The 22,977-nt window shown below is 35.6% G+C and carries 25 protein-coding genes; 7 read left to right on the top strand and 18 right to left on the bottom strand.

Annotated features, from left to right (window positions below; all coding sequences use genetic code 11):
* The 8 genes from GX497_02815 to GX497_02780 form a co-directional block, all read right to left on the bottom strand.
* Positions 1-166, bottom strand: a 166-nt coding sequence (locus tag GX497_02815) for a hypothetical protein (protein HHY72160.1), incomplete at its 3' end; no start/stop codon positions are given.
* 519 nt (positions 167-685) lie between these two features.
* A complete protein-coding gene (locus GX497_02810) occupies positions 686-1,174 on the bottom strand; it encodes a hypothetical protein (protein HHY72159.1) in 489 nt (162 codons plus the stop codon).
* 99 nt (positions 1,175-1,273) lie between these two features.
* Positions 1,274-1,600, bottom strand: coding sequence for a hypothetical protein (locus GX497_02805; protein HHY72158.1), 327 nt, complete (start codon positions 1,598-1,600; stop codon positions 1,274-1,276).
* Positions 1,601-1,723: 123 nt separating this feature from the next.
* Positions 1,724-2,020: a hypothetical protein gene (locus GX497_02800; GenBank protein HHY72157.1), complete on the bottom strand. Its 297-nt coding sequence runs from the start codon at positions 2,018-2,020 to the stop codon at positions 1,724-1,726.
* A 362-nt stretch (positions 2,021-2,382) separates the two neighbouring features.
* Positions 2,383-2,766, bottom strand: a complete 384-nt coding sequence (locus tag GX497_02795) for a rhodanese-like domain-containing protein (GenBank protein ID HHY72156.1) — start codon at positions 2,764-2,766, stop codon at positions 2,383-2,385.
* Positions 2,759-3,196: a MarR family transcriptional regulator gene (locus GX497_02790; protein HHY72155.1), complete on the bottom strand. Its 438-nt coding sequence runs from the start codon at positions 3,194-3,196 to the stop codon at positions 2,759-2,761. The genes GX497_02795 and GX497_02790 overlap by 8 nt, the downstream gene beginning before the upstream one ends.
* A gap of 202 nt (positions 3,197-3,398) precedes the next feature.
* Positions 3,399-3,908: a hypothetical protein gene (locus GX497_02785; protein ID HHY72154.1), complete on the bottom strand. Its 510-nt coding sequence runs from the start codon at positions 3,906-3,908 to the stop codon at positions 3,399-3,401.
* Positions 3,909-4,046: 138 nt separating this feature from the next.
* On the bottom strand, positions 4,047-4,436 hold the full coding sequence (locus tag GX497_02780) for a thiol-disulfide oxidoreductase DCC family protein (protein HHY72153.1): 390 nt from the start codon (positions 4,434-4,436) through the stop codon (positions 4,047-4,049).
* 217 nt (positions 4,437-4,653) lie between these two features.
* Between GX497_02780 and GX497_02775 the strand changes: the two genes are divergently transcribed.
* Positions 4,654-5,412 carry a tRNA 2-thiocytidine(32) synthetase TtcA gene (locus tag GX497_02775; GenBank protein ID HHY72152.1) on the top strand — a complete coding sequence of 253 codons (759 nt, stop codon included), beginning with the start codon at positions 4,654-4,656 and terminating at the stop codon, positions 5,410-5,412.
* 42 nt (positions 5,413-5,454) lie between these two features.
* On the opposite strand, the gene GX497_02770 is transcribed toward GX497_02775, so the two are convergent.
* The 7 genes from GX497_02770 to GX497_02740 all read right to left on the bottom strand — a co-directional run bounded on the left by GX497_02770 (position 5,455) and on the right by GX497_02740 (position 12,981).
* Entirely contained in the window at positions 5,455-6,075 is a 621-nt protein-coding gene (locus tag GX497_02770) for a hypothetical protein (protein ID HHY72151.1), read from the bottom strand.
* 96 nt (positions 6,076-6,171) lie between these two features.
* Positions 6,172-7,872, bottom strand: a complete 1,701-nt coding sequence (locus GX497_02765; GenBank protein ID HHY72150.1) for a methyl-accepting chemotaxis protein — start codon at positions 7,870-7,872, stop codon at positions 6,172-6,174.
* A gap of 186 nt (positions 7,873-8,058) precedes the next feature.
* Positions 8,059-9,378: a bifunctional diguanylate cyclase/phosphodiesterase gene (locus tag GX497_02760; GenBank protein HHY72149.1), complete on the bottom strand. Its 1,320-nt coding sequence runs from the start codon at positions 9,376-9,378 to the stop codon at positions 8,059-8,061.
* Between the two features lie 171 nt (positions 9,379-9,549).
* A complete protein-coding gene (gene cheB / locus GX497_02755; protein HHY72148.1) occupies positions 9,550-10,581 on the bottom strand; it encodes a chemotaxis-specific protein-glutamate methyltransferase CheB in 1,032 nt (343 codons plus the stop codon).
* A gap of 36 nt (positions 10,582-10,617) precedes the next feature.
* Positions 10,618-11,364: an amino acid ABC transporter ATP-binding protein gene (locus GX497_02750; GenBank protein HHY72147.1), complete on the bottom strand. Its 747-nt coding sequence runs from the start codon at positions 11,362-11,364 to the stop codon at positions 10,618-10,620.
* Positions 11,365-11,376: 12 nt separating this feature from the next.
* Positions 11,377-12,036, bottom strand: a complete 660-nt coding sequence (locus GX497_02745; protein HHY72146.1) for an amino acid ABC transporter permease — start codon at positions 12,034-12,036, stop codon at positions 11,377-11,379.
* A 135-nt stretch (positions 12,037-12,171) separates the two neighbouring features.
* Positions 12,172-12,981 carry an amino acid ABC transporter substrate-binding protein gene (locus GX497_02740; protein ID HHY72145.1) on the bottom strand — a complete coding sequence of 270 codons (810 nt, stop codon included), beginning with the start codon at positions 12,979-12,981 and terminating at the stop codon, positions 12,172-12,174.
* A 198-nt stretch (positions 12,982-13,179) separates the two neighbouring features.
* Here GX497_02740 and GX497_02735 point away from each other — a divergent pair, with 198 nt between their 5' ends.
* The 4 genes from GX497_02735 (at position 13,180) to GX497_02720 (ending at position 16,482) form a co-directional block, all read left to right on the top strand.
* Positions 13,180-13,779, top strand: coding sequence for an undecaprenyl-diphosphatase (locus GX497_02735; GenBank protein HHY72144.1), 600 nt, complete (start codon positions 13,180-13,182; stop codon positions 13,777-13,779).
* Positions 13,780-13,905: 126 nt separating this feature from the next.
* Entirely contained in the window at positions 13,906-14,808 is a 903-nt protein-coding gene (locus GX497_02730) for a sulfite exporter TauE/SafE family protein (GenBank protein ID HHY72143.1), read from the top strand.
* Between the two features lie 70 nt (positions 14,809-14,878).
* Positions 14,879-16,210 carry a selenium metabolism membrane protein YedE/FdhT gene (gene yedE, locus GX497_02725; protein HHY72142.1) on the top strand — a complete coding sequence of 444 codons (1,332 nt, stop codon included), beginning with the start codon at positions 14,879-14,881 and terminating at the stop codon, positions 16,208-16,210.
* A 92-nt stretch (positions 16,211-16,302) separates the two neighbouring features.
* Positions 16,303-16,482, top strand: coding sequence for a hypothetical protein (locus tag GX497_02720; GenBank protein HHY72141.1), 180 nt, complete (start codon positions 16,303-16,305; stop codon positions 16,480-16,482).
* A gap of 100 nt (positions 16,483-16,582) precedes the next feature.
* Here the strand turns inward: GX497_02720 and GX497_02715 are convergent, their stop codons facing one another.
* From GX497_02715 to GX497_02705, 3 genes are all read right to left on the bottom strand, one after another.
* Complete coding sequence (locus GX497_02715; GenBank protein ID HHY72140.1) at positions 16,583-19,009, bottom strand: AAA family ATPase; 2,427 nt, start codon at positions 19,007-19,009, stop codon at positions 16,583-16,585.
* A 119-nt stretch (positions 19,010-19,128) separates the two neighbouring features.
* The gene (locus tag GX497_02710; protein HHY72139.1) at positions 19,129-19,539 is read right to left on the bottom strand and encodes a transcriptional regulator Spx; all 411 of its coding nucleotides are present in this window, start codon (positions 19,537-19,539) and stop codon (positions 19,129-19,131) included.
* 20 nt (positions 19,540-19,559) lie between these two features.
* Entirely contained in the window at positions 19,560-20,174 is a 615-nt protein-coding gene (locus tag GX497_02705) for a TetR/AcrR family transcriptional regulator (protein HHY72138.1), read from the bottom strand.
* 235 nt (positions 20,175-20,409) lie between these two features.
* Here GX497_02705 and GX497_02700 point away from each other — a divergent pair, with 235 nt between their 5' ends.
* A complete protein-coding gene (locus GX497_02700) occupies positions 20,410-21,975 on the top strand; it encodes a GGDEF domain-containing protein (protein HHY72137.1) in 1,566 nt (521 codons plus the stop codon).
* A gap of 6 nt (positions 21,976-21,981) precedes the next feature.
* Positions 21,982-22,863 (top strand): LysR family transcriptional regulator, encoded by an 882-nt coding sequence (locus GX497_02695; protein HHY72136.1) that lies wholly within the window; start codon positions 21,982-21,984, stop codon positions 22,861-22,863.
* Positions 22,864-22,977: the final 114 nt, after the last annotated feature.

The following is a 22,977-nucleotide window of genomic DNA, read 5'->3' as shown; positions in this document are numbered from 1 at the left end:
TAAATGTAAATAATGTTGATACAATCAAAAATATGAATACTAACGATACACCCAATTTATCACTAACGTTGACACTTATAAAATCCAAACCGATAATCGAAAGTGATAGAAGTATATTTGTAATTAAAGCTAAATAACTTCTACGTGTGAAACGTTTGCCTTCCATATGAACACCCCCCAAGTTAGTTTTCTTTTAAAATGTGTAGTAAAAAAAGATTACCAAGAAACTTTAGTAAGTTTAAAAATAAGGTTTTATTAGTCTAATATACCACAAAGGTAATAAATGGTTAATCACTAAAAATACCCAGTAATTGTGCTAGTTATGGTAAAAAAATTTTAAAAAATCTTCTTAGTAAGGGGGACTACCGGTTATGGTAGGCTGGTCTGCCTGTTGAAACTCCTGCCATAGCCTTTCAAGACAGATCATACCTACGGAGGGTTCCAAGTCAAGTCCTTAACCTTTATCTACGTTTACATATAAACAATGATAAAAGGTGCTAACACATCAATGTTTTATTGCTGATACTGTATATAAGCCCCCAATAGCCACCCATGAAGCGCAAAAATCAGCGCTTCACCACAGAGAATGAAAATGGATTACCCCGTCGATACTGATTCTACGGCTGGATGAGGAAGGTCGATCAACTATGGTGCGTTAGAGCCCATCCAATAGTTGAATAAGAATTCACTCTATATACTCAATTAAATTCCCTGGGACTGTTTCAAAAATTACAATTTGAGGGTTCTTAAATGGCTTGTGTTCCAAATACTCATCGATTGTAGTCATACTATCCCAATACTGTTTGATTAAATCTTCCTTTGAAGGTAATCCTTCAACAAAACGCCCTTTGCCACCATCATATATATCTTCAATATGAGCAAATAAATCACTAGATATGTCAAAATTAAAAACTAAAATTCTCTCACTAAATACTGGAAATCTAAAGTAAGGCTTGTCAGGTGGTTCAAAATCGGCACCGACAGCATTTTTAAAATCAATCCATTTTGGTAATCTTTGCGGTCTAAAACGGTCGGTTAATTCCGGAAAAAAATTACCACCGTTTCCATACCATCTTGTTGCTGTTCTACGACTTAATCCTTCATTTAAAGCATTTTGCGGGCTTATATATATGTCGCTATCCTTTTCGCCAATTACCATATGGTATAAATACAAATTATTGTCCCCTCTCCGTAAAACACAAATCTTTTTATATTATTCTTCAACTACTTCAAAAAGAAAAAGTCATTCTCCTTCTTGAAGAATAGCATCCCTTTAGTTGAAGAGTGGAATGAACGGATAAAATAAATAATTCCCAACATAAACCACCAAAAGAAATCCAATTATGACACCTGAAAAGAGAAAAATAATAAAATTCCTTTTGTTTTTTATCCAACCAAAAGAATGTCCAATAGCTAAAGTTAATGGTATAAAAGTTAAACCAACTGTTATTTGCCCTATCGAAAAACCTGCTAAAAAACTGAAAATATAAATTCCAATGGCAGACATCCAGTAAAGTTGATACTTACCTTTGATGGCAAAAAATAACGACAAGATTGCTACAATCAAGGCAGAAAATGCGATTACAGAAAAAATCGGCACACTCAGTTCCTCCTCTCTTCATTACCATAGCTTTACCATTTATTTCTTGTCTCCTGTTAAACAATCCTGCTTCTATAGTTGAAGAAGCGATAGCTTGTACTGCTATTGCCCCCATTACTTGAATTACGCTAACTTAAATAAAACAAGAAAAAGTATTGAAGCAATAACAGTTCCAGCGACAAAAAATACTCTTAAGTTTGATTCTACTTTCTCATTTCCATTAGCATATTTTTTTATATATTTCTTTACCGATATTCCTATTACCCAACTAAACACAATCATTAAAATTATGGTTAGGATAAATTGAATGTTTGGAAATGATGGATTCATTACTGAATAAATTAAAGACTTTAATGAAAAATACCCCAATAAAACAAGAGCTAATGTATATGTAATAATAGCGACATAGCTTCTCCCCATACAAATCCTCCTTTTAATTTAAAGAACCATCATGTCCTTGTTCCACTATAACTACCCTTGAAGAAAGGAGCATTACCGTTGTTCAAGTAATGCCCCCGTTCGTACATTTCTTCACAATTTATATTTATCTGAATAAATTCACTTATAACCGCCAGTCTTATTCCTTTCCCCATTTCAACATTTTGAAATATGCTGTCTAAACAAAAAAACCAAGAGAATTAACTTAACAGGTTCTCTTTTGAGGTGCGAAATTTAAAATAACAGACTAAATCACATACGAAAAGCATGGAAATTTGCCATGCTTTTTGTATGTGATTTAGTAAAGAGATAACCATAATAGCGTTTATAATGTTACATTGCTTTTAACATCCATATTCATTGTTGGATTCAAGTAAAGAAGTAGTGGGTAAATTCATTGTCTTCCAAGAGGCAATCCCTCCGCTTAATTCTCTCACTGAAAATCCATTTTCTAAAAGAACAATGGCAGATTTAGATGCAGTGTTACACCATACATCCCAACAGTAAACTACTAACTCTTTATCTTTAGGTAATTCAGATAAATGGTTTGATAACTCTGACTGAGGAATTTCTAATGAACCACTAATCTTTTCCTTTTTCAATTCAGGTGTACCATTTCTCACATCAATCAAAACATACTTATCTGGATTCATTTTTTTTGCTTGTAGATAATCCATCGGGCTAAAAGTTGAATCAACTCGGCTTTTAAAATATTCAATTTTACTCATTATTATTTTCCCTCCATGTATTAAAGATTTTTAATAAGCAATTTTTAAAACAGACTTTTTCTTCATCACCTAATGGAGACAATATTCTATTTTCGGATTGTTGTAATAGCTCCCAACATTTTTCTAATAGCTCTAAACCTTCCGATGTAATGTGAAGGCAATAAGTCCTTTTATCTTGAGGATTCTTGATTCTTGAAATATAATTTTCTGATTCCAAGCGTTCAGCTCGTTCCGCCATTGTTGTACGGTCAATTTTTAACTCTTCTGCAATTTGTATTTGTGACATGCCTGGTTTTTCGGAAACTTTTAACAACACACCATATTGCCTTGCATCAATTTCAAACTGTTTTAATTGATTAATAAAATCTTCTTCAAATAACTGAACTATTTTTCCTGTTAAAAAGCCATAAGAATCAAATAGACTACTCAGATTTAAATTCACCTCCTAAAAAAACAATCAGCCTTACTGATTATCAGTATAACTGACAATTTTTGTGTTGTAAAGTTAAACTTGGTAAATTCTATAAATATTTGATACCTATTTGTTTAGCTATTGTGAATTATTGGACTGAAAGGATTACGCCTTGAACTTATTTAAATATTTGACGCTTACGTATATATCACGAAATTTATCATAGGGATTTACCACAACGATTACAATATAGAGCATCGGCTGTATTTCCCTCTTCGCAATGAGGGCAAATCTGCATTAACTTCTCTCCACAATAACTACAAAATTTTGCATGAATTGAATTTTTCTCGTTACACTTGTAACATATTAATGATTGGGTTGAGTTAATCCCTTCTTGAATTGCTTTTGAGATTTCCTTCACTCCAGAAGTAGTTTCAGTTGCCAAGTAATTAAATGTATCCTTTACCACAGGAGCATATTCCCTACTTTGATACTTTGCAATAGCTCCGCCAAATCCAAAACCTGTTAGTACAAACCCAATAAAAATAATAGGCAGTGCTACAAAAAATAACCAAAAGAATTTTGGTTCTTCAAATCCTTGAAGTGTAAAAAAGTCTATAAGTGCCACAATTAAACATATTGCCCCAATAAATAAAAGTACAGGACCTAGAATCCGATAGAATGAACGTGTGTTCTTGTGCTGTTCTGTAATAAATTTTTCTTTTCCCACATCTTATCCCCTCACACAATTTTATATCGCCATAAAACTCCATCCTATTATTGAATTAACCTGCTTCTTTACTTCAACAAAGATAGGTGAATTCCCTTGTTCAGCATTCGCCCCCGTTTAAGTATAGATACTTACATATTATAAAAACCTTGTTCTTTCTTCTGGGGAAGGCAACATACAACTTTCTTTTTTGCCGAACCATTTATATCTATTTTTAGCGATAATTCCATAAAATAAGTCTCTGAAAGGTTTTGGAATAACTAATAGGATATATGGTAACTTCCACGCTCCTTTTAGGTTTCTGCAAACCCGAAGGGCTGCTGATGACTTAAAATAGCAATTGTCACCTTCTATAAGAACGAAACTATCTATGTTTTCTGGAGCATTATGTTTATTCAATAGTTCCTTTCCTATATCACTTTGTAAAGAAGTGAATTTGAAAAGTTCTTTCGTGTCTCTTTTTATGATGAATTGAACGCTTTGATCACAAAAATTACAATCTCCATCAAACAAAATAATTCTTTCCATTCCTATCCCACCTTTCTTTTAGTATAACGTATATTATTTCTATATTCTTATTCAATTATAGTTTTTCAACTAATCTGCTTCATTAGTCAAAAAAGACCGCCATTTTGACAATCTCCGTTCGTATAGTAATTTCTTCTTCTATTTTCGTAGGACATCTATTATAATGCCATTACAATTACCTTGCGTAGACAACTACTATTTTCAAGGAGTAGAAGATATGCTTTTAACATTATCCAATTCTGATAGAAAACGGCTATTAAGTCCTATTAAGAAAACAATTTTACAGTACAAAATGATAGAAGAGGGGGATAGAGTAGCTATAGGCTTATCTGGCGGAAAAGATAGTTCAACTTTATTATATATATTAACCATTTTAAGAGAACAGCTTCCATTTCATTTTGATTTAATTCCGATTTCACTTTCACTAGGATTTGAGGATTTAGACATATTGCCCTTAAAAAAGTTCGTTGAAGAACTTGGGACTAAGCTCTACATAAAGGAAACGAACATTAGTCAAATTGTTTTTGATTATAAGCAAGAAAAAAACCCTTGTTCCTTATGTGCTAACTTAAGGAGAGGGATTCTTTTTGAATATGCAGCCTCATTAAATTGTAATAAATTAGCCTATGGGCACCATTTAGATGATGGTATTGAGACCTTTTTTATGAACCTTTTTTATGGAGGGAAATTAGGTGTTTTTAAACCCATAACATATTTGGATCGCTCTAACATTACCTTAATCCGTCCAATGCTTGCTATCGAAGAAAAGACAATTATACATTTTGTTAAAGCAAAAAACATCCCTGTCATCCATAACCCTTGTCCTGCTGATAAAAATACGAAACGTGAAGAAATGAAAGACCTTGTAAAGCAATTAAGTACGAAGTACCCTGATTTGCGGCAAAATTTTATGCACGGGGCTATGAAAATTCGAGAAGAGGATTTCTGGAAAATTGATCAAAAGACGAGATTGTAGTCTCGTCTTTTCCGATGAATATCATTTTATTGCCAGCTGACACTATATACTGAATTCCAATTCAAATGTTTTCTGCAATAAATATCTTTGCAGTCCTTTTGAATGCAGTATTGCCTGTTCCGCATAGCTTTTGGCTGCTGATAAGTTGTTTAGCTTTTTTTCCCTTTCAGCCATTAAGGCATTTTTCATCCACTTCGATGAAATTTTTTCAATGACCTTATTAGCACCATCGATATCATCATCTTCTAATAAAATAATAGCCCGATAATAGGATTGATAGGGAGGGTTCTTAATATGTCCAAGCTGCGAACGTATGACTGGTATATCTTTAAAATACAAGGCTTCCGCGATTTTATAATTGGCTTGACGTGATGGCGACTTATACTTTTGCAACAGCTTTTCTGTTACATTCTTAACATCTTCATCAAGCCCATTTGCCAATGCATAAATGATATAAAAATTTGGATTTCGTTTATTTTTTAATAGAAACCTCTCTATCTTATCAATATCCGTCTCCAAAAGAACGGCATGCAACAATGGATACATAACACCTACTAATATTAAAACGATTACTGCACCTACTATGAACACGTTGTCAACCTGAAAGAATTTCAGAGTAAAAAAGCTTAAAAAACCGATGACAAACGTAATGGCATATCTCATATAACCACCTCACTCTTTTCACCAATTTAACGTGTTGTCTTTGCTCAACAATAGGAACCAAAGCTATGCTATGATTCCCAAATGCGCCCATTACAATCATACTTTAAACTTACTTAATAGCTGTTGCAATTCCTTGGCCATCGTTTCTAATGCTACTGCTGACGAAGAAATTCCTTCGACACTTGATAATTGATCCGCAGAAGATGCAGCTACCTCTCGTGTACCTGATGCTGTTTCTCCTGCAATTTCCGCAATAAACTCGACTGATCTAACAATTTGTTCTGCATCGACAGCCATATGTTGAACAGCTGCGGTAACTTCTTGTATTTGTGTCGTAACATCATTGACAGAATGCTCAATGCTAACGAAGGAATTTCCCGCTGTATTGACTACTTCGATGCCGTAATTTACTTCATGTGTGGCAACTTCCATTGATTGAACGACTTGCTTTGTTTCTTCCATGATAGTTGAGATTAATCTTGAAATTTCCTGTGCTGAATGTGCAGACTGCTCAGCAAGTTTTCGAACTTCTTCAGCAACTACAGAAAATCCACGACCATGCTCTCCAGCTCTTGCAGCCTCAATCGCCGCATTCAGAGCTAATAAATTTGTTTGGTCAGCAATACCTGTTATAACTTCAATGATCTGACCAATTTCTTTTGAACGTTCTCCTAAACCTTGTACCATATCTGCTAATCCATTAAAAGTTTGATTGACTAAATTCATTTGCTTTACAGCATTATGAATCGATTGTCCGCCATCTGTTGCCTTGTCAGAGGCTTCCATTGCCATATATGATACACTTTCAGCATTATTTTTTATTTGGTCAACACCAATGGACACATCATGAACGGTTTTAGATGTTTGCTCTATATTTTTAGTTTGTTTATCAACACCGCTTGCTACCTCTTTCATTGTTTCAGTAATTTGTTTTGTAGCATAGTTGGATTGTTCCGAAATTGCAGTTAAATGATTTGCTGATGAAGCGACCATTTCAGTGCTGGATCTTATTTGACAGATTAATTCTCTAAGATTCCTAAACATGAAATTTAAGGCACTTGCTAAATCACCAATCTCATCTTTACTTTTATTCTCTATTTCTGAGCCGGATAAATCCCCTTCAGCAATTTTTTTGGCGTACTCAATTAATTGACTAATAGGTTTGGTTTTTCTTCTAATTAAATAAATCGTAATTAAGCATGCAATAATCATAGGCAACAGACCTAGAGCAAAACTATCTTTAACAGAATCCCATGTTCTCTCTTTTACAATTTTTGCGTCGAAATCAATTGCGTTTAATGCGACAATTTCTTGATTCGGGTCATGATTTTTGAATATTGGCGCATATCCAGTAAGGCGCTTCTTGCCCCCAAATTCATAAATAGATGAATATTCAGGGTGTTTTGTTTCTATAATTCTTTTAACAATTTTCTCATCAATATAGAATTTATCCCCCGCTTTGAATCCTTGCTGGTTAATATTAAAATCCGCTGCTAAAATCTTTCCGTCAAGGCTTAAAATATAATGTGAATCAAAAAGTCGTTTATGTTCAGTTGTCCAATTAATTGTATTTTCAATCATTTTTGTTTTTTCTTCATTCCCGCGCATTGCTTCAAGAAGGTCACTAGGATTGACAAGACCAGTTGTGATGTTGGCACATCCAACCGCCTCAATTCCTGCTGCTTCCGTTGTTTTTTTATAGCTTACAAAATAATTAGATAAAGAGGTAATAATCATAGAAACAAAAATGATACAGATTATGATAATCCCTAGTTGCCACGTTAAACTCCTTCTCAATCTTATGCCCCCTATATTCATGATGTCTACGTTATTTCGGTATATTTTATCACAATATTTCCTATTAAAAACTTATTAATTATGAATACTTTTCTAATATTTATTTAGGCAAATTTCAGATTGAGAAATCATTCAAAAAGGACTGGTTTAAATAAAAAACCAGCCCTTCATTGGCATTAAAGAAAACTACTTTTGCAAATAAGCCTCAAGGTCTTTCGCAAATAATGGCTTGCTAAAGTAAAAGCCTTGGCCAACATCACAATTGCAATTCCTTAAATATGTTAATTGGTCCATTCTTTCAATACCTTCCGCCACTAATTCCATGTCCAATTCTCTGCCCATTTGGATAATCATTCTTGTGAGTATTCCAGTTTTTTTGTCAGTGAAGAGTTGACGAACAAATGTCTGATCTATTTTCAGACAATCAAATGGCAATTTGTTTAATACATTTAGTGATGAAAAGCCTGTCCCAAAGTCATCTAATGTAATTTTGATACCAAGCTTTCTTAACTGATTAATAATATCTAAAGCTTTGCCAATGTTATTCATCACGCTTTCAGTAATTTCTAACTCAACAAATTCCGGGTCTAAATGATGGAATTGTAACATTTCCTCGATAAATTTCACGAAATCAGAACTATAAAATTGCAACGGAGATACGTTTAACGCTAATCTTTTGAAATTAATCCCGTTTGCTAACCATTTTGTTGCTTGCTTAAAGCCTTCATCTATAACCCATTTCCCAATGGGGATAATTTCCTTTGTACTTTCGGCAATTGGAATAAATTCGCTCGGTGGAATTAGCCCATATAAAGGGTGATTCCATCTTAACAGTCCTTCAATTCCTGATATTGTAAAGTTACTAAGGTCAACCTTGGGCTGATAAGCTAAAACAAATTCATTATTTTCAATAGCTTTCTGCATGTCTAGCCCTATTCCAATAATCTTTTGTGATATTTTGTCAATAAATGAATTATAGTAACAAAACTCTCCATTTTGACTATCTTTCGCAAAGTTCAAGGCAAGATATGCATTCTTTAAAGTTGAGTCAACATCATTGCTTACTGAGGTTTCACAGCGGTTAATCCCTACACTTATTGAAACGTGGAGTTCTAAATTATCGTTGATTTGAATTGGCGCTTTAAAATGGTCAACAAGCTTATTAGCTAGGATTTCAATTTGTTCATTGTTATAGGAGTCAATTAACAAAATGCCGAAATCATCGCCATATAATCTAGCAATAATTCCTTCATTCCCAATACACTCTTTAATCCGTTCCGCAGCTTTTTTAATAACCTCATCGCCAACGGAAAACCCATAGGCATCATTAATAAATTTGAAGCGATTAATATCCACAAACATAATTGTAATATTTCCATTTGAGTTAGCTAATGCTTTGCCTAAAAAATTTTCGAAGCTTTCGCGGCTAATAAGCCCAGTTAATCGATCATTTTCCACAATTTCTACAATTTCTTTCTGTTCACCGATTCTTACCCCATCGAACAAGCTCTCCACCCCACTCAAAAGAAAGATTGCCTTACATTTTTTACGTTTTTTTGCATACTTTGGAATAATAATACTACATAATCGTGATTGCGACTAGTGAAATATCATCTTCTAATTTAAATATAAAAATTGCAAAAAAGGCCACCCCACAATGAAGGAGTTAGCCTCTTGTTAAACATAAGATCTTATTTGCTTATAAATATCGGATAGGGGTACTTGTTTATCATAAAAGCCTGATTCAAAGATTGCCTTTGGCATCCCGTATACAACACAAGATTGTTCGGCTTCAATAATGACATGTCCACGGAAGTTTTTTACTAATTTACACCCCTCTAACCCATCAGACCCCATCCCTGTTAAAATAATAGCTAGTAAATGGGAGCCATAGATTGGTGCAAGTGATGTAAGGGTTATATCAATGCATGGTTTATAAAGCACATCACTGCTTTTATGGTTCCACACTTTTAAAGTAGGATTGCCGTGTACCATCTGTAAAGTAGTTTGAAAACCAGAAGGTGCGATATAAATTATGCCAGCTTGCAAAACTTCATTGTTCTCTGCTTCCTTCACATCTAGTTGACAAAGTGACTTAAACCTTGCGGCAAGTGATTGTGTAAAGCCTAACGGCATATGCTGATCAACAATAATCGGAACTGGAAAATCTTTAGGGAAACGGGGAAGGATTGCTTGTAATGCTGAAGGGCCGCCTGTAGATGTCCCGATAAAAACTAACTCAATTTGTCTGTCTTTATTTTTTTCTTTTTCTTCGTTTTCTTCTTTAAAATTTGTTCCAGTTTTTTTTATATTGCGAATGATTGCTTCAATTTTTGAAATAAATTCTGCTTTCCGGTCAGCGATGCTCGTATCGCCAACAATATTTTTCTTTAAAATTATCGTAGTTGCACCGTATTCTAATGCTTTTAAAACTTTGGCATCCTCTTCGTTTTCAGCAGAGACAATCACTGCTTTCTGCAATTTATTGTTATTCATTAGTCTTCTTAAGGTTACGAAGCCATCAAAATCCGTTATTTCGCTGTTAAGAATAACGATGTCTGGATTCAAACTTACTATCTTTTTCTCCGCTTCAAGACCAGTTCTTGCGATTCCAACGACAACAAAGCGGGCATCACTTTCAAAAAACTTCGTGATTGTCCGTCTCATTACGGCTGAACCATCAACTATTAAAATACTATATTGTTCCATGCATTATTCATCCTTTTTATAATAGAACGTTGTCATCTATTTCAAACTGCGATTCAAGAAAGCTTTTGTCCTTTCAAATTGTGGAGTTGTAAATAGCTCTGATGGATGACTTGATTCAACAATTTCTCCATTATCCATGAAAATAACGCGGTTTGCTACTTCTTTTGCAAATCCCATTTCATGGGTGACAACAATCATTGTCATACGCTCTTTGGCAAGGTCTTTCATTACTTGAAGCACTTCGCCAGTTAGTTCAGGGTCCAAAGCCGAAGTTGGCTCGTCAAATAAAAGGATGTCTGGATTCATCATCAGTGCCCTAGCAATCGCAACCCTTTGTTTTTGGCCACCTGAAAGGTTTGCGGGATATGCGGTTGCACGGTCAGTAAGACCAATTTTCTCAAGCAACTCCGTGCTTTGCTGCTGAATTTCTAATGCTGTTCCCCTTTTTAATAATTTTGGCGCCATTTCTAAATTTTCTTTAACAGTAAGATGCGGGAAAAGATTGAAATGTTGAAAAACCATCCCCATTTTCGCAGTGATTCGTTTGCTATTTTGTGGGCTTGAATATTTTCCATCCCTTACTAAGTATTCGCCATCAACAGAAATGCTTCCTCCGTTTATTTCCTCTAGATGAACAAGGCTGCGAAGCATTGTACTTTTCCCAGAGCCTGAAGGTCCAATGACAGCCACGACATCATTTTTATTCACATCAAAAGTTATTTGTTTAAGTACTTCTAAATTGCCATACGATTTTTTGAGGTTGGTTACTTCGATTATAGCCATATTTCTTCCCCCCTATTCAAACCTAAAGTGCTTTTCAAGCCATTTGAAGAAAAGTGTTAACAACAACGTCATTAGTAAATAAATAATTCCAGCTACAAAGAAGGGCACGATTGTAAAATCGCGGTTCACAGCTGTCTGGGCAAAGTGCAGTAATTCTGGTACAGCTACAGCATAAAGCAGCGCCGTGTCCTTGACAAGTGTGATTGATTCATTTGCTACCGCAGGAAGGGCAATACGGAACATTTGCGGCAAAATAACCCGTGTCGTTGTCTGCCATTTATTTAATCCAAGGACTTGTGCTGCTTCATATTGACCTTTATCAATCGCCAGAAGCCCGCCGCGGAATATTTCAGCAAAATAGGCAGCATAGTTCAATATAAATCCAAGACAAGCGGCTACAAACCGATCAAAAACTAAATATTCTCCAACAACAGGGAGCATCGGCAAACCGAAGCAAATAAGCAATAGTTGCAGTAATAGCGGCGTGCCACGCATTACGTAAATATAACTATGGGCAAACCAGGACAATGGCTTAAAGCTACTCTTAACAGCAAGTGTTAAAGCAAATCCAAGCGGAATGGACGCCACAATTGCAATCAGAAATAAAAGCACGGTCATTTGCGCCCCTTCAAGCATCGGCTTAAGTATAGTAATTAAATAATCGATAGACATGTACGGATTCCTCCAAAAAAAATGGAGCAGTCTCATCATGTTTAGGCACCACATACCTCTATGCAGATGCCTTGGCACCTTTCGTAGATGCCTGACACTTCTGGGACTGCCCCTTTTACTTTTTCCATTTGAAAATTACTTTAATACTTTATTTTCGCCAAACCACTTTGTTGAGATTTCAGCTGCTGTTCCTTCCTCATTCATTTCATCAAGTGCTTTTTGAAGCTTATTTAGAAGCTCTTCATTTCCTTTTTTCACACCGATTCCGTATTCTTCAGGTGCAAGTGTTTCATCAAGAATTTTAAATGTATCCTCTTGTTTTGCCATATAATAATCAATAACCACTTCATCTATAACGACAGCATCTAAGCGTCCACTTCTTAAGTCATTCAATGCTAAAACATTATCAGGAAACTCAGTAACTGTCTTAATTTTATCGTTAACCGAGTTTGCCTCTAGTGCATCTGCTGCAGAAGAAAGTGATTGAAGACCAACAACTTTACCTTCTAAGTCAGCTAATTTTGTTATTTTTGAACCAGTGAGTGTCACTATCACTTGTGCATTTGCTAAATAAGGTTTTGTGAAAAGTACTTTTTGTTTACGATCTTCAGTAATAGTGTAACCATTCCAAATAAGGTCAATCCTCCCACTACTTAACTCAGACTCCTTCGTTTTCCAATCAATTGGTTGGAATGTAACCTCAACTCCCATTTTTTCAGCTGCTGCTTTCGCATAATCAATATCAAAGCCTACTAGTTCATTATTTTCATCACGGAAACCCATTGGTGCGAATTTATCATCGACCCCAATCACTAAAGGCTTGTCTGTTTCTGGAACTGCTGCTGTGTTGCCCCTATTTTCTGCTGGTGCAGATTTAGATGAGCAGCCAGTTACAATCGTGAAGATTGCGGCTAATACTAGAATAATAGTTGCAATTCGTTTCATTTAGAATATACCACCTTTATCAGGTTATATTTTACTTTAGTACGCTACTAAATTATAACACTATAACATTATTGAGACAATAACTTATAGACTGTTAAAAAAAAAGAGAAAGTTTGCATATGGGCAATCTTACAATATTGCTATTTATAAAGCTATAATGGTACTATTTATATGGAGAGAAGGGGGTATATTCCATCAATGACTTTTTCAGATGTAAATGTTGAGATTTTTCGCATGATTAATGATTTAGGTAAACATTATCCATATTTAAATTCCAGCGCTGTCTTCATTGCTGAATATACGGTTTATTTTCTAGCATTAGCGATGATTTTCTATTGGTTTAGCCGCAAAAATAGCAATCGCATGATGATTATATGTGGTGTAGTTACTGTTATTTTTGCTGAAATAGCTGGGAAAATTGCTGGGCAATTCCATTTCAATAATCAACCTTTTGCCGAGCTACCCAATGTAAATCAGCTAATTGAAAAAGCTGTAGATAATTCATTTCCAAGCGATCATACAATCATATTTTTTTCTCTTTGTATGATATTTTGGCTTTTTAAGAAAAAGATTGGGCTTTTATGGATTACACTAGCCGTTCTTGTAGGGATTTCACGCATTTGGGTTGGTGTCCATTACCCAGCAGATGTTGCTGTTGGGGCAATTATTAGTATTGTCGCCGCGGTTATTGTTTACAAAATCGTACCTAATTTAGAAATTACAAAAAAAGCACTTGCACTATATGAAAAAGGTGAAAGCTTTATCCTGCCAACAAAGGATAAGGCTAGGGATTTATAAAGGCTGACTCCTTGAGTCGGCCTTTTTCCATGAGCCATGATAACAGCCCTTTTTAGTTAAGACAATGAACCCACCCATGGGTATTAACATAATTTAATTTATATACTTTAAAGGGGAGAGGTAATTTTGAGACGGTTGGTTATCCTTGCTTTCATTGGCCTGGTGGCACAGTTAGTTGATGGTTCTTTAGGTATGGCATATGGAGTAACATCTTCTTCATTATTACTAATGTTCGGAATCGCACCAGCTGTTGTCTCAGCATCCGTTCATATGGCTGAAGTATTTACAACAGCTGCATCAGGTGTAGCACATATACGCTTCGGAAATGTCGATAAGCAAGTTGTCTATAAATTAATCATCCCCGGTTCAATTGGAGCTTTTTTAGGCGCCTGCTTTTTAAGCAGTATTCCAGGTGACATCATTAAACCATATGTATCTTTTTTCCTATTATTATTAGGGGTTTTTGTAATCTACCGCTTTCTTTTTAAATTTAACCAACCAAAGCAGTTCTCAAAAACTGCGACAATGTCAAAAAAACAATTCATCCCACTTGGCTTTATAGCTGGTTTTTTTGACGCTACTGGCGGGGGCGGTTGGGGGCCCATTTCCACTCCAGTATTATTAACGAGCAACAAGATGGAGCCAAGAAAAGTAATCGGATCTGTTGATACAAGTGAATTTGCTATTGCCGTTTCTTCTACGTTAGGATTTCTTTTAACATTAGGATGGTCCCAAATAAATGTCCAATGGGTTTTAGCTTTAATCATTGGTGGTGTTATTGCCGCTCCAATTGCAGCGTGGTTAGTCAAAATCATTCCAACAAACTTATTAGGCACTCTTGTAGGTGGGCTTATTATTATCACAAATATCCGGACTTTATTAAATGTATTAGACGTTTCTTTTACAGCAAGCCTATATACTTATGTCGCGCTAACAGTATTATGGATAATTGCTGTTGGAAATGTAATTTGGAAACTGAGAAAAAGCAGCAATACTCACCAACAAGTGGCTAACTCAAAAGGGCTCTGACTCCCACAGTGATTATTATCGGGGAGTCTAGCCCTTTTTTATTTGAGTCATTTTTGTCGACAAATAAAAAATGTTTATTATAATTATAACAATAGTTTATACTGTATATATTGTATTAGTTACAAAATATCTCGACAGAAGGGGGACACAAGAGGTGATTAAAACAATATATAAAAAAATATTCGGTGATTATTGGAACCCGTATCTTGCAGTGGGCCTTGCTGGAGTGCTTAGTGCTTTTTATTTTGCACTAACGGGAACTGTTTGGGCAGTTACAGGTGAGTTTACCCGGTTTGGAGGGCATTTTCTTCAACTTTTCGGTATTGATATTTCAGATTGGGCTTATTTTAATCTTGTAAAAATGGATGGAACAACATTCACCCGTACAGATGGGTGGATTATTATTGGAATGTTTGCTGGGGCGCTAATTACTGTTTTACTCGGGAAAAATTTCAAAATTCGTATTCCGCAGCAAAGGAGACGCCTTGTGCAAGCCTTCATTGGTGGTATTATTGCTGGTTTTGGAGCGCGGTTAGCATTAGGCTGTAATTTAGCAGCCTTTTTTACAGGAATCCCGCAATTTTCATTCCATTCTTGGATTTTTATGGTTACAACAGCTATCGGGACATACTTAGGAGTTAAAATTATTAATACCGCTTGGTGGCGTGGGAAGCCTAATTTACAAAGGAAAATTTCTATAGCGAAGCCAGCGCAAAAAGTAGTCAAAAATAAAAATAGCAATCTACAAATATACTTAGGCGTTATCTTAGCCATAGTTTTTGCTATTATTCTTGCAAGCTATGTGTTAGACGGCAAAACCATCCTTGCCGCTGCTGCTTTGTTCGGCGTCGGCTTCGGTATCCTTATTGAAAGAGGACAAATCTGTTTTACATCTGCTTTCCGTGATTTATGGGTTAGTGGACGTGCTGTCATGACAAAGGCTTTAGCAGTTGGTGTCGGTATTAGTGTTGTTTTAACATTTATCTTCCTTCAATCTGGAATGGAGGCTGTTATTAAACCCGCTGCCCCAAGTACATTTATTGGCGGACTTTTATTCGGTCTTGGAATCGTTCTTGCTGGAGGCTGTGAAACTGGATGGATGTACCGGGCGATGGAAGGACAAGTGCTTTTTTGGGTAGTTGGTATCGGCAATATTATTGGTGCAACCGTTTTGGCTTACGCTTGGGATCACCTCGGCTTTTACAGTGCTTTAACAGAAGGCTGGCCGAAATTAAATCTTATTGATGCTTGGGGGCCATATCCTGCCCTAATTGGCACAATTGTAATGTTAACAGCATGGTTTTTCTTGTCTGATTGGTGGGAGAAACATTATCGCTATGGCAAAGGATTAAAAGTGGAAATGAAGGAAACGCTTATACTAAAACAGCAATCTGCTAAATAACAATAATATTCGTTTGAAGGTGAAACAAGATGATGGAAGAACATATTGATTTTATCCTTGATATTCGTGGTGAACCTTGACCATACCCTGTTATGTATGCGCTGGATGCGTTACAAACAATGAAAAAAGGCGAGACATTGCAAGTGATTGCCGACTGTCCGCAATCATTCAGAAGTGTTCCGGAGGAAGTTGTCAAACATGGCTATGAATTAATGAAGGAGCCGGAAAAGCAAGGCCCCGATTTATACTTTTTTATTCGTGTTCCAAAATAGGGATGGGAAATAATGAACGTCTTACAGTTGATACGGACATCATTATGTTGTTAATGCAATCGGCGGATCAAATGCGACCCGCCGATTTCGTTATGGAATCTTATGATTTTTCTACTTTTTTTGCTGACTCATACATTTTCGTAAAACGATCCTCAACTTTGGCAAATATTGTATTTTCTGGATATTTACCATGTTCGTTACGAATATTCCCGGCACTAACGCCTGTCAAAATTTCAATCCCTTCCGCAATATGGCCGATGGCCCAAATATGAAAACGTCCTTGTTTGACTGCTTCAACCACTTCATCCTCAAGCATTAAGTTCTGTACATTTTGTTTCGGAATAATCACACCTTGTTTGCCCGTTAAGCCTCGTTCATTACAAATATGGAAAAAGCCTTCAATCTTTTCATTCACGCCGCCAATCGGTTGAATTTCTCCCCATTGATTGACTGAGCCGGTAACAGCAATTCCTTGGTTAATTGACACTTCGGCAAGAGATGAAAGCAAGACATATAACTCAGTGCTTGATGCACTATCACCATCAATCTGTGAATAGGTTTGCTCAAACGTTATACTGGCAGACAATGGAATTGGGCGATTTTTTGCAAATTCACCAGAAAGAAAACCGGTTAAAATCATCATCCCTTTATTGTGGATTTGTCCACTTAAGGCCGCTTCTCTTTCAATATTCATAATGCCGCTTTTCCCAACAAAAGTTTGGGCGGTAATTTTTGTTGGGATACCAAAGACTGCATCCCGTGTACCCAAAACAGCTAAACCGTTGATTTGACCAACACGAAAACCATCTGTCTCAACCATTATCGTGCCATTATTAATCATTTCCCGGTATTGTTCTGTTACATGATTGGAGCGTTGATTTTTTTCCGAAATTGCTTTTGCTACATGCTGCGCATCAACAACAGATTGGTTGTCAACTTTAGCCCAATAGCTTGATTCTACTAAAACTTTAGTAATCTCATGAAAATCCGTTGATAGCTTTGCTTGTTCATCAACTAAACGAGAGCTATAATCAATGATTTTCGCTACTGCTTGACGATGGAATGGCAGCAAGCCTTCTTGGTCTACAAATTTTTTCACGAAGCGAGCCATTTTCCACCTGTTTTCTTCATCCTTGTCCATCACCGTGACAAATTCAACCTTTACTTTAAAAAGCTTATGAAAATCTTCATCTAATTCTGAAAGTAAATCGTATAAATAGTAGGAACCGATAATAATAATTTTAATATTTAACGGGATTGGCTCTGGTTTAATTCCACTTGTTGGAATCACTCCATTATCCTCATAAGAATTCTCGATTTGAATACTTTCCGTTTGCAATGCTCTTTTCAAGCGATTCCAAGCATGTGGTTGCTGCAGTAGCTCTGTAGCCTGTAAAATTAAGTAGCCGCCATTTGCCAAATGAAGTGCTCCTGGTTTTACTAAAGTGAAATCAGTAACCCAACTTCCTAACGCACCATGATATTCTACTTTTCCAAACAAATTTTGATACGTTGGATTTGTTTCATAAATAACAGGAGCACCCTCCAAGTTTCGGTGGCTGACAAATAAATTAACAGTATAACGATGAAGATACTGTTCCTTTGAACCTATCAATGCATTCATTATATTTTGCTGTTCATCATTTTCATCCTCAATAAAAAAAGAATAATGTGTAACAACATCATGAAAATAAGCTTCTAAATATTCGATAACTTTCTTGTTCTCTTCGTAAGATTCACGAAGCGGTTGAAAAAGTCCTTCAATAGAATTAGCAACTGTCTCCATCATAAATTGACTGACGCCTTTTCTAAGCTGATCCTCTATTTTTAAAATCTGATAGATTGTTTCATCAATCTTATTTTCTACTAAGTTTTCCCGTTCTCTAACTAGTTTTTTATTTGCATCTGGAAGCTGTTCGAACTCTTTTATTTCCATCGGTCTACCAAAAAACAATGGTATTGTCTCTATTCCTGCTTGTGTCCGTTCAATTTTGATTTGATTTTCCAATGCATAGGCATCTGTTTTTCCCCAAAGTTCTTCTATTTCTGCCCGAAAGTTATCAAGGATTTTCCGCTTTTCCTTCTCAAAAACTTCGCTTGTTAAAGCTGAGCGAATTTGTCTTTCGATATCTATTAATAAAACTTCTATTTCACGTTGGAACTTTTGTCCCTTTCCAGCAGGAAAAGGGATAACCAATGGCATGTCAGAATCATCAAAATTATGGACGTAGCACCAGTCATTGGGAACAGCACGTTGTTTAGCCACATTCATTACGCTATCTTGGGCGTATGTCATTCTCCCAGTACCTGCCGGGCCAACGACAAACAAGTTATAGCCTTTTTGCTCAACGGCTAAACCAAAATTCATTGCTTTCTCAGCGCGTTTCTGCCCAATCATTTCATTTGGCAGCTTTTCAAGATCATCTGTTGTTTCAAAAGTCAATTCTTTCGCATCAAATTCTGAGCGCAGCTGTGAAGCAGGTACTCGGTAAATCGATAAAACATTCTCATATTCTTCAAAATTCATAGTCAAATCCCTCCCTTTCCTTTCCCTTTTCCAAATTCTATCATAATTTCATATATTTATTTAGACAAAAGTGCTTAGGAAAATATTCCATCAATAAAAAACGGATGGCCAACATCAAGTTAACCATCCACCATTGAAATACGCTCCAAATGAAATTGCAACCATTGGCGCTTTCGCACCTTTCTAGGAAGAAATTTACGGATATCATCCTCATTATAGCCAATGACCATCTTTTTATTATCGATAATGATTGGATTTCGCAATAACCCAGGGTGTTTCTCAATTAAATGGAGCAATTCGAATAAAGATAGATTATCAAAATCTAAATCAAGACCTTTATATATATTAGACCTTGTAGCAATAATTTCATCTGTCCCTTCAGCAGTTAAAGCAAGAACCTCTTGGAGTTCATGAACTGTTAATGGGTTTTTAAAAATATTTCTCTCAATATAAGCAATTTTATGCTTTTCAAACCATTCTTTTGTTTTACGGAATGACTCACTTGGGGATCCATAAATCGTTGCGGTCATTAACACACTCCCTTTCCCATTCAATTTTTTTGCAAGCCCTTTTTTAGCAACCCCATTTCAATCGTATAACCGTTCATCGCTTCGTCTACTGTTAAATTTTGCGCTAATTTTTCAGCTAAATTGCGAAATGTTACAGTAATGACAATTTTCATAAGGTGGAATAATTCTTTATCACTCGTGATGTTCAAATTACTTTTATCAATGAGCAAACTAATGTTACGAAACTGTTCAACACCTCCACTAGCATTAAAAATATCATTGAATTTACTCTCAATTTCATGGTTCATATTCAAAAATGTATTTTTCAAGAAGTTAATATTTTCATCTTTCGATAATTCCTTAATTGTTAATGCAAACATAGCAATCATGGCAGCAAACAAATCGCCATTATGTATTTGTAAGCATAAAACAAATTTTTCTTTATGATTTTTAATCTGCTCCTGTAATAAAAAGAAATAAGCATCCTCTTTATCATCAAAATATTGGTAAAAGCTGCCGCGTGGAATATTAGCAAATTTAACGATATTTGCAATTGATGCATCATATAATGGTACTCTTGAAAATTCTTTTTCAAGCGCTTTTATCAATATTTCTCTCTTATCATTTGCTAAATTAAAAAATGTGACCTTTGGCAACCTTTTCCTCCTATCACTTTTCTATTATTTACATTATGACAACATGTCATACGCCTTACGTTTTATATTAGATGACACTATGTCATATGTCAAGAAGCAAGATGACTTTCCTATGTTTATCTTTCTAATATTCTGTCACAATTATCATTTATTCATACTATTAATCTTTGCTTTCTCTTGGTAAAATTATACTTATAATATAAAAATAATCGTTATCGCAAAAGGAGATAAACAAATGTTTAATAAAGGAATAAAGCTAAAATTTGCGATAAGTATTTTAGTTGTTTTTGCAGTTTGCGCCACAACAACAATCAACTGGTATTTATCAAATCATGCATTAAAAAATACGTTAACGGTAAATCATCTTGAGGATAACTATCGTTACGCAAAGAAAATTTCTTTAAGTACGAACGATTTGCTTGAAAATACGCAACAAAATCTAAGTACTTTGGCAAAAATAATCGGGAACCAACCATTTACTCAAGCGGATTTAGACAATTGGAGAGCTGGCAATAGTGGCTATTTTAATTCCCTATTCACTACCGATGCAAACGGTGTTGTCCAGCTAATAAGTCCACAAGTCGTTCCCAATAATAAAGGTGGGGTGCAACCAGGAACGAAAATAAAGTCAAAGCTGATGGAAGAAGCTTTAAAAAATAAAAAACCGTTTATTTCCGATCCCTATTTAGCACAAACGGGAAACCTTGTCGTCCTTATATCAAACCCTATTTTTGATGATAAAGGAACGTATAAGGGTGTTATTGATGGCACTATCTATTTGCAAAGTGATAATTCTCTCAAAAGGATACTAGAGCAACATGAATTTTTAGATGAATCATCTGTTTTTGTTGTTGACCGTTCAGGCCAAATCATTTATCATCCAGATTCTAGCCGAATCAACGAATCGCTCGCAAATCATCCACTTGTAAAAAATGTGATGCAAGGAAAAAGCGGCTCCGCGCAAATCATCAATAACGAAGGCATTGAATATTTCGCAGGTTATGCCTTTGTCGAGCAAACAGGTTGGGGCATTATCACGCAAACACCTACATCAGTAATAAAAGAGCCGCTTCGCGCTCTAACAGTAAAAACAATGATCCAATCGCTCCCTTTATTACTACTTATTTTGGCGCTTGCTTGGATATTTACTAATCCTATTACGAAGCCAATTAATAGATTGGCAAAGTTTTCAGAAGAGGCCATTCTTCCAAAAAACGAGGCCCTATCGATACAACGATTAGAAATGAAGTCTTATATATACGAAGTTCGCCAATTATACAAACATATTCAACAATATTTCCAGCTGTTAACGTATCAAATTCAAAGGGATGGCTTAACAGGACTTGCCAATCGAAGGGCGTTTGATATAGAGATTGAAAAATGGGTAAAAAAGAAAGTCCATTTTTCTTTGATTATGGCTGACATTGATCGATTTAAAAAAGTGAATGACGAATATGGACATTTAGTAGGAGATGAAGTGTTAAAATTTCTTGCAAAAACGATGCATGATGTTATTCGTGAAGATGACTTATGTTTTCGCTATGGTGGTGAAGAGTTTGTGATTCTTTTAAAAGATAAGAATGAGGCAGATGCGTTTGCACTCGCAGAACGGTTGAGAATAAAAGTAGCGGAAACAATAAGTCCTACGGGGAAACCCATTACAATTTCTTTAGGCATCTCCTCTTTTCAAAAGAAAGACCAGTTACCCGAAATGGTCATTAAGAGAGCCGATGCTGCTCTCTATCAATCAAAAAATGAAGGAAGAAATAGAACTACCGTTTACAAAAATGACTACAGGTGAAGCAAATTGGATATTAAACATTTACTGTATTTTATCGAGGTTGCCAAAGCGAAAAGTTTTTCGCGCGCAGCTGAGAACTTATATATTACCCAGCCAACAATTAGCAAAATGATAAAAAACCTTGAAGATGAATTAGGTGTTGCTCTTTTTGACCGTTCAAGAAAGCAATTAGTGTTAACAGATGCTGGAAAGATTATTCTTGAACAAGCAAAGCTTATTGATTTTGCCTTTCATAATTTAGAAACAGAATTGGACCAGCTTCTAGGATTAAAAAGGGGGCATATTCGGATTGGATTGCCCCCGATTTTTGATGCTCATATATTTCTCAAGATCGTTAGTGATTTTCATGAAAAATATCCTGGAGTTACCTTCCAACTCGTTGAAGAAGGCTCGAAAAAAATTTCAGAAAATGTTGGCAACAATCTTCTTGATGTAGGGGTCATCGTTCTACCGACGAATGATGAACTATTTGAACATTTCGCATTTCTAGTAGAAGACCTTAGGCTAATTCTGCATGCCTCCCATCCGTTAGCAGAACGACAGGAAGTAGAGTTAAAAGAATTGGCAAATGAGGCCTTTATCTTGTTTAATAAAGACTTTGTATTAAATGATCGAATCATTGATTCTTGTATAAGTGTCGGTTTTAATCCAACAATCATCGCTGAAAGCTCACAACGGTCTTTTATCGAAGAAATGGTTGCCTGGAAACTTGGCGTTGCCCTTTTGCCAGAGGGAGCATGCAAGCATTTAAATAATCAAATCAAGTCGATTAAAGTAGTAAATCCTACTATTGCATGGAAGCTCGCAGTAATCTGGAGCAAAAATCAATACCTTTCCTATGCAGCAAAGGAATGGCTCCATTTCGCTCAAAAAAGATTAACTAACTAATACAATATTCATTGCTGGAAACCCTTCCATTGATTTTATCTATACGATGGATGAAATATAACCATTTTACTTTCATTCCAAACAGGCGTACAATTTTAATATAGAGATAGGGTT

Source organism: Bacillus sp. (in: firmicutes) (assembly GCA_012842745.1).
Taxonomy (GTDB): domain Bacteria; phylum Bacillota; class Bacilli; order Bacillales; family Bacillaceae_J; genus Schinkia.
Note: the sequence above shows the minus strand (reverse complement) of the source record. Positions and strands in the feature narration are given on the sequence as shown.

Coding starts and splice junctions, on each gene's coding strand:
- GX497_02795 (HHY72156.1), bottom strand. CDS start 2,766: ATGAGTAAAATTGAATATTTTAAAAGCCGAGTTGATTCAACTTTTAGC.
- GX497_02735 (HHY72144.1), top strand. CDS start 13,180: ATGACTTTTTCAGATGTAAATGTTGAGATTTTTCGCATGATTAATGAT.
- GX497_02770 (HHY72151.1), bottom strand. CDS start 6,075: ATGAGATATGCCATTACGTTTGTCATCGGTTTTTTAAGCTTTTTTACT.
- GX497_02720 (HHY72141.1), top strand. CDS start 16,303: ATGTATGCGCTGGATGCGTTACAAACAATGAAAAAAGGCGAGACATTG.
- GX497_02780 (HHY72153.1), bottom strand. CDS start 4,436: ATGGAAAGAATTATTTTGTTTGATGGAGATTGTAATTTTTGTGATCAA.
- GX497_02800 (HHY72157.1), bottom strand. CDS start 2,020: ATGGGGAGAAGCTATGTCGCTATTATTACATATACATTAGCTCTTGTT.
- GX497_02740 (HHY72145.1), bottom strand. CDS start 12,981: ATGAAACGAATTGCAACTATTATTCTAGTATTAGCCGCAATCTTCACG.
- GX497_02775 (HHY72152.1), top strand. CDS start 4,654: ATGCTTTTAACATTATCCAATTCTGATAGAAAACGGCTATTAAGTCCT.
- yedE (HHY72142.1), top strand. CDS start 14,879: ATGTTTATTATAATTATAACAATAGTTTATACTGTATATATTGTATTA.
- cheB (HHY72148.1), bottom strand. CDS start 10,581: ATGGAACAATATAGTATTTTAATAGTTGATGGTTCAGCCGTAATGAGA.
- GX497_02715 (HHY72140.1), bottom strand. CDS start 19,009: ATGAATTTTGAAGAATATGAGAATGTTTTATCGATTTACCGAGTACCT.
- GX497_02700 (HHY72137.1), top strand. CDS start 20,410: ATGTTTAATAAAGGAATAAAGCTAAAATTTGCGATAAGTATTTTAGTT.
- GX497_02750 (HHY72147.1), bottom strand. CDS start 11,364: ATGGCTATAATCGAAGTAACCAACCTCAAAAAATCGTATGGCAATTTA.
- GX497_02710 (HHY72139.1), bottom strand. CDS start 19,539: ATGACCGCAACGATTTATGGATCCCCAAGTGAGTCATTCCGTAAAACA.
- GX497_02745 (HHY72146.1), bottom strand. CDS start 12,036: ATGTCTATCGATTATTTAATTACTATACTTAAGCCGATGCTTGAAGGG.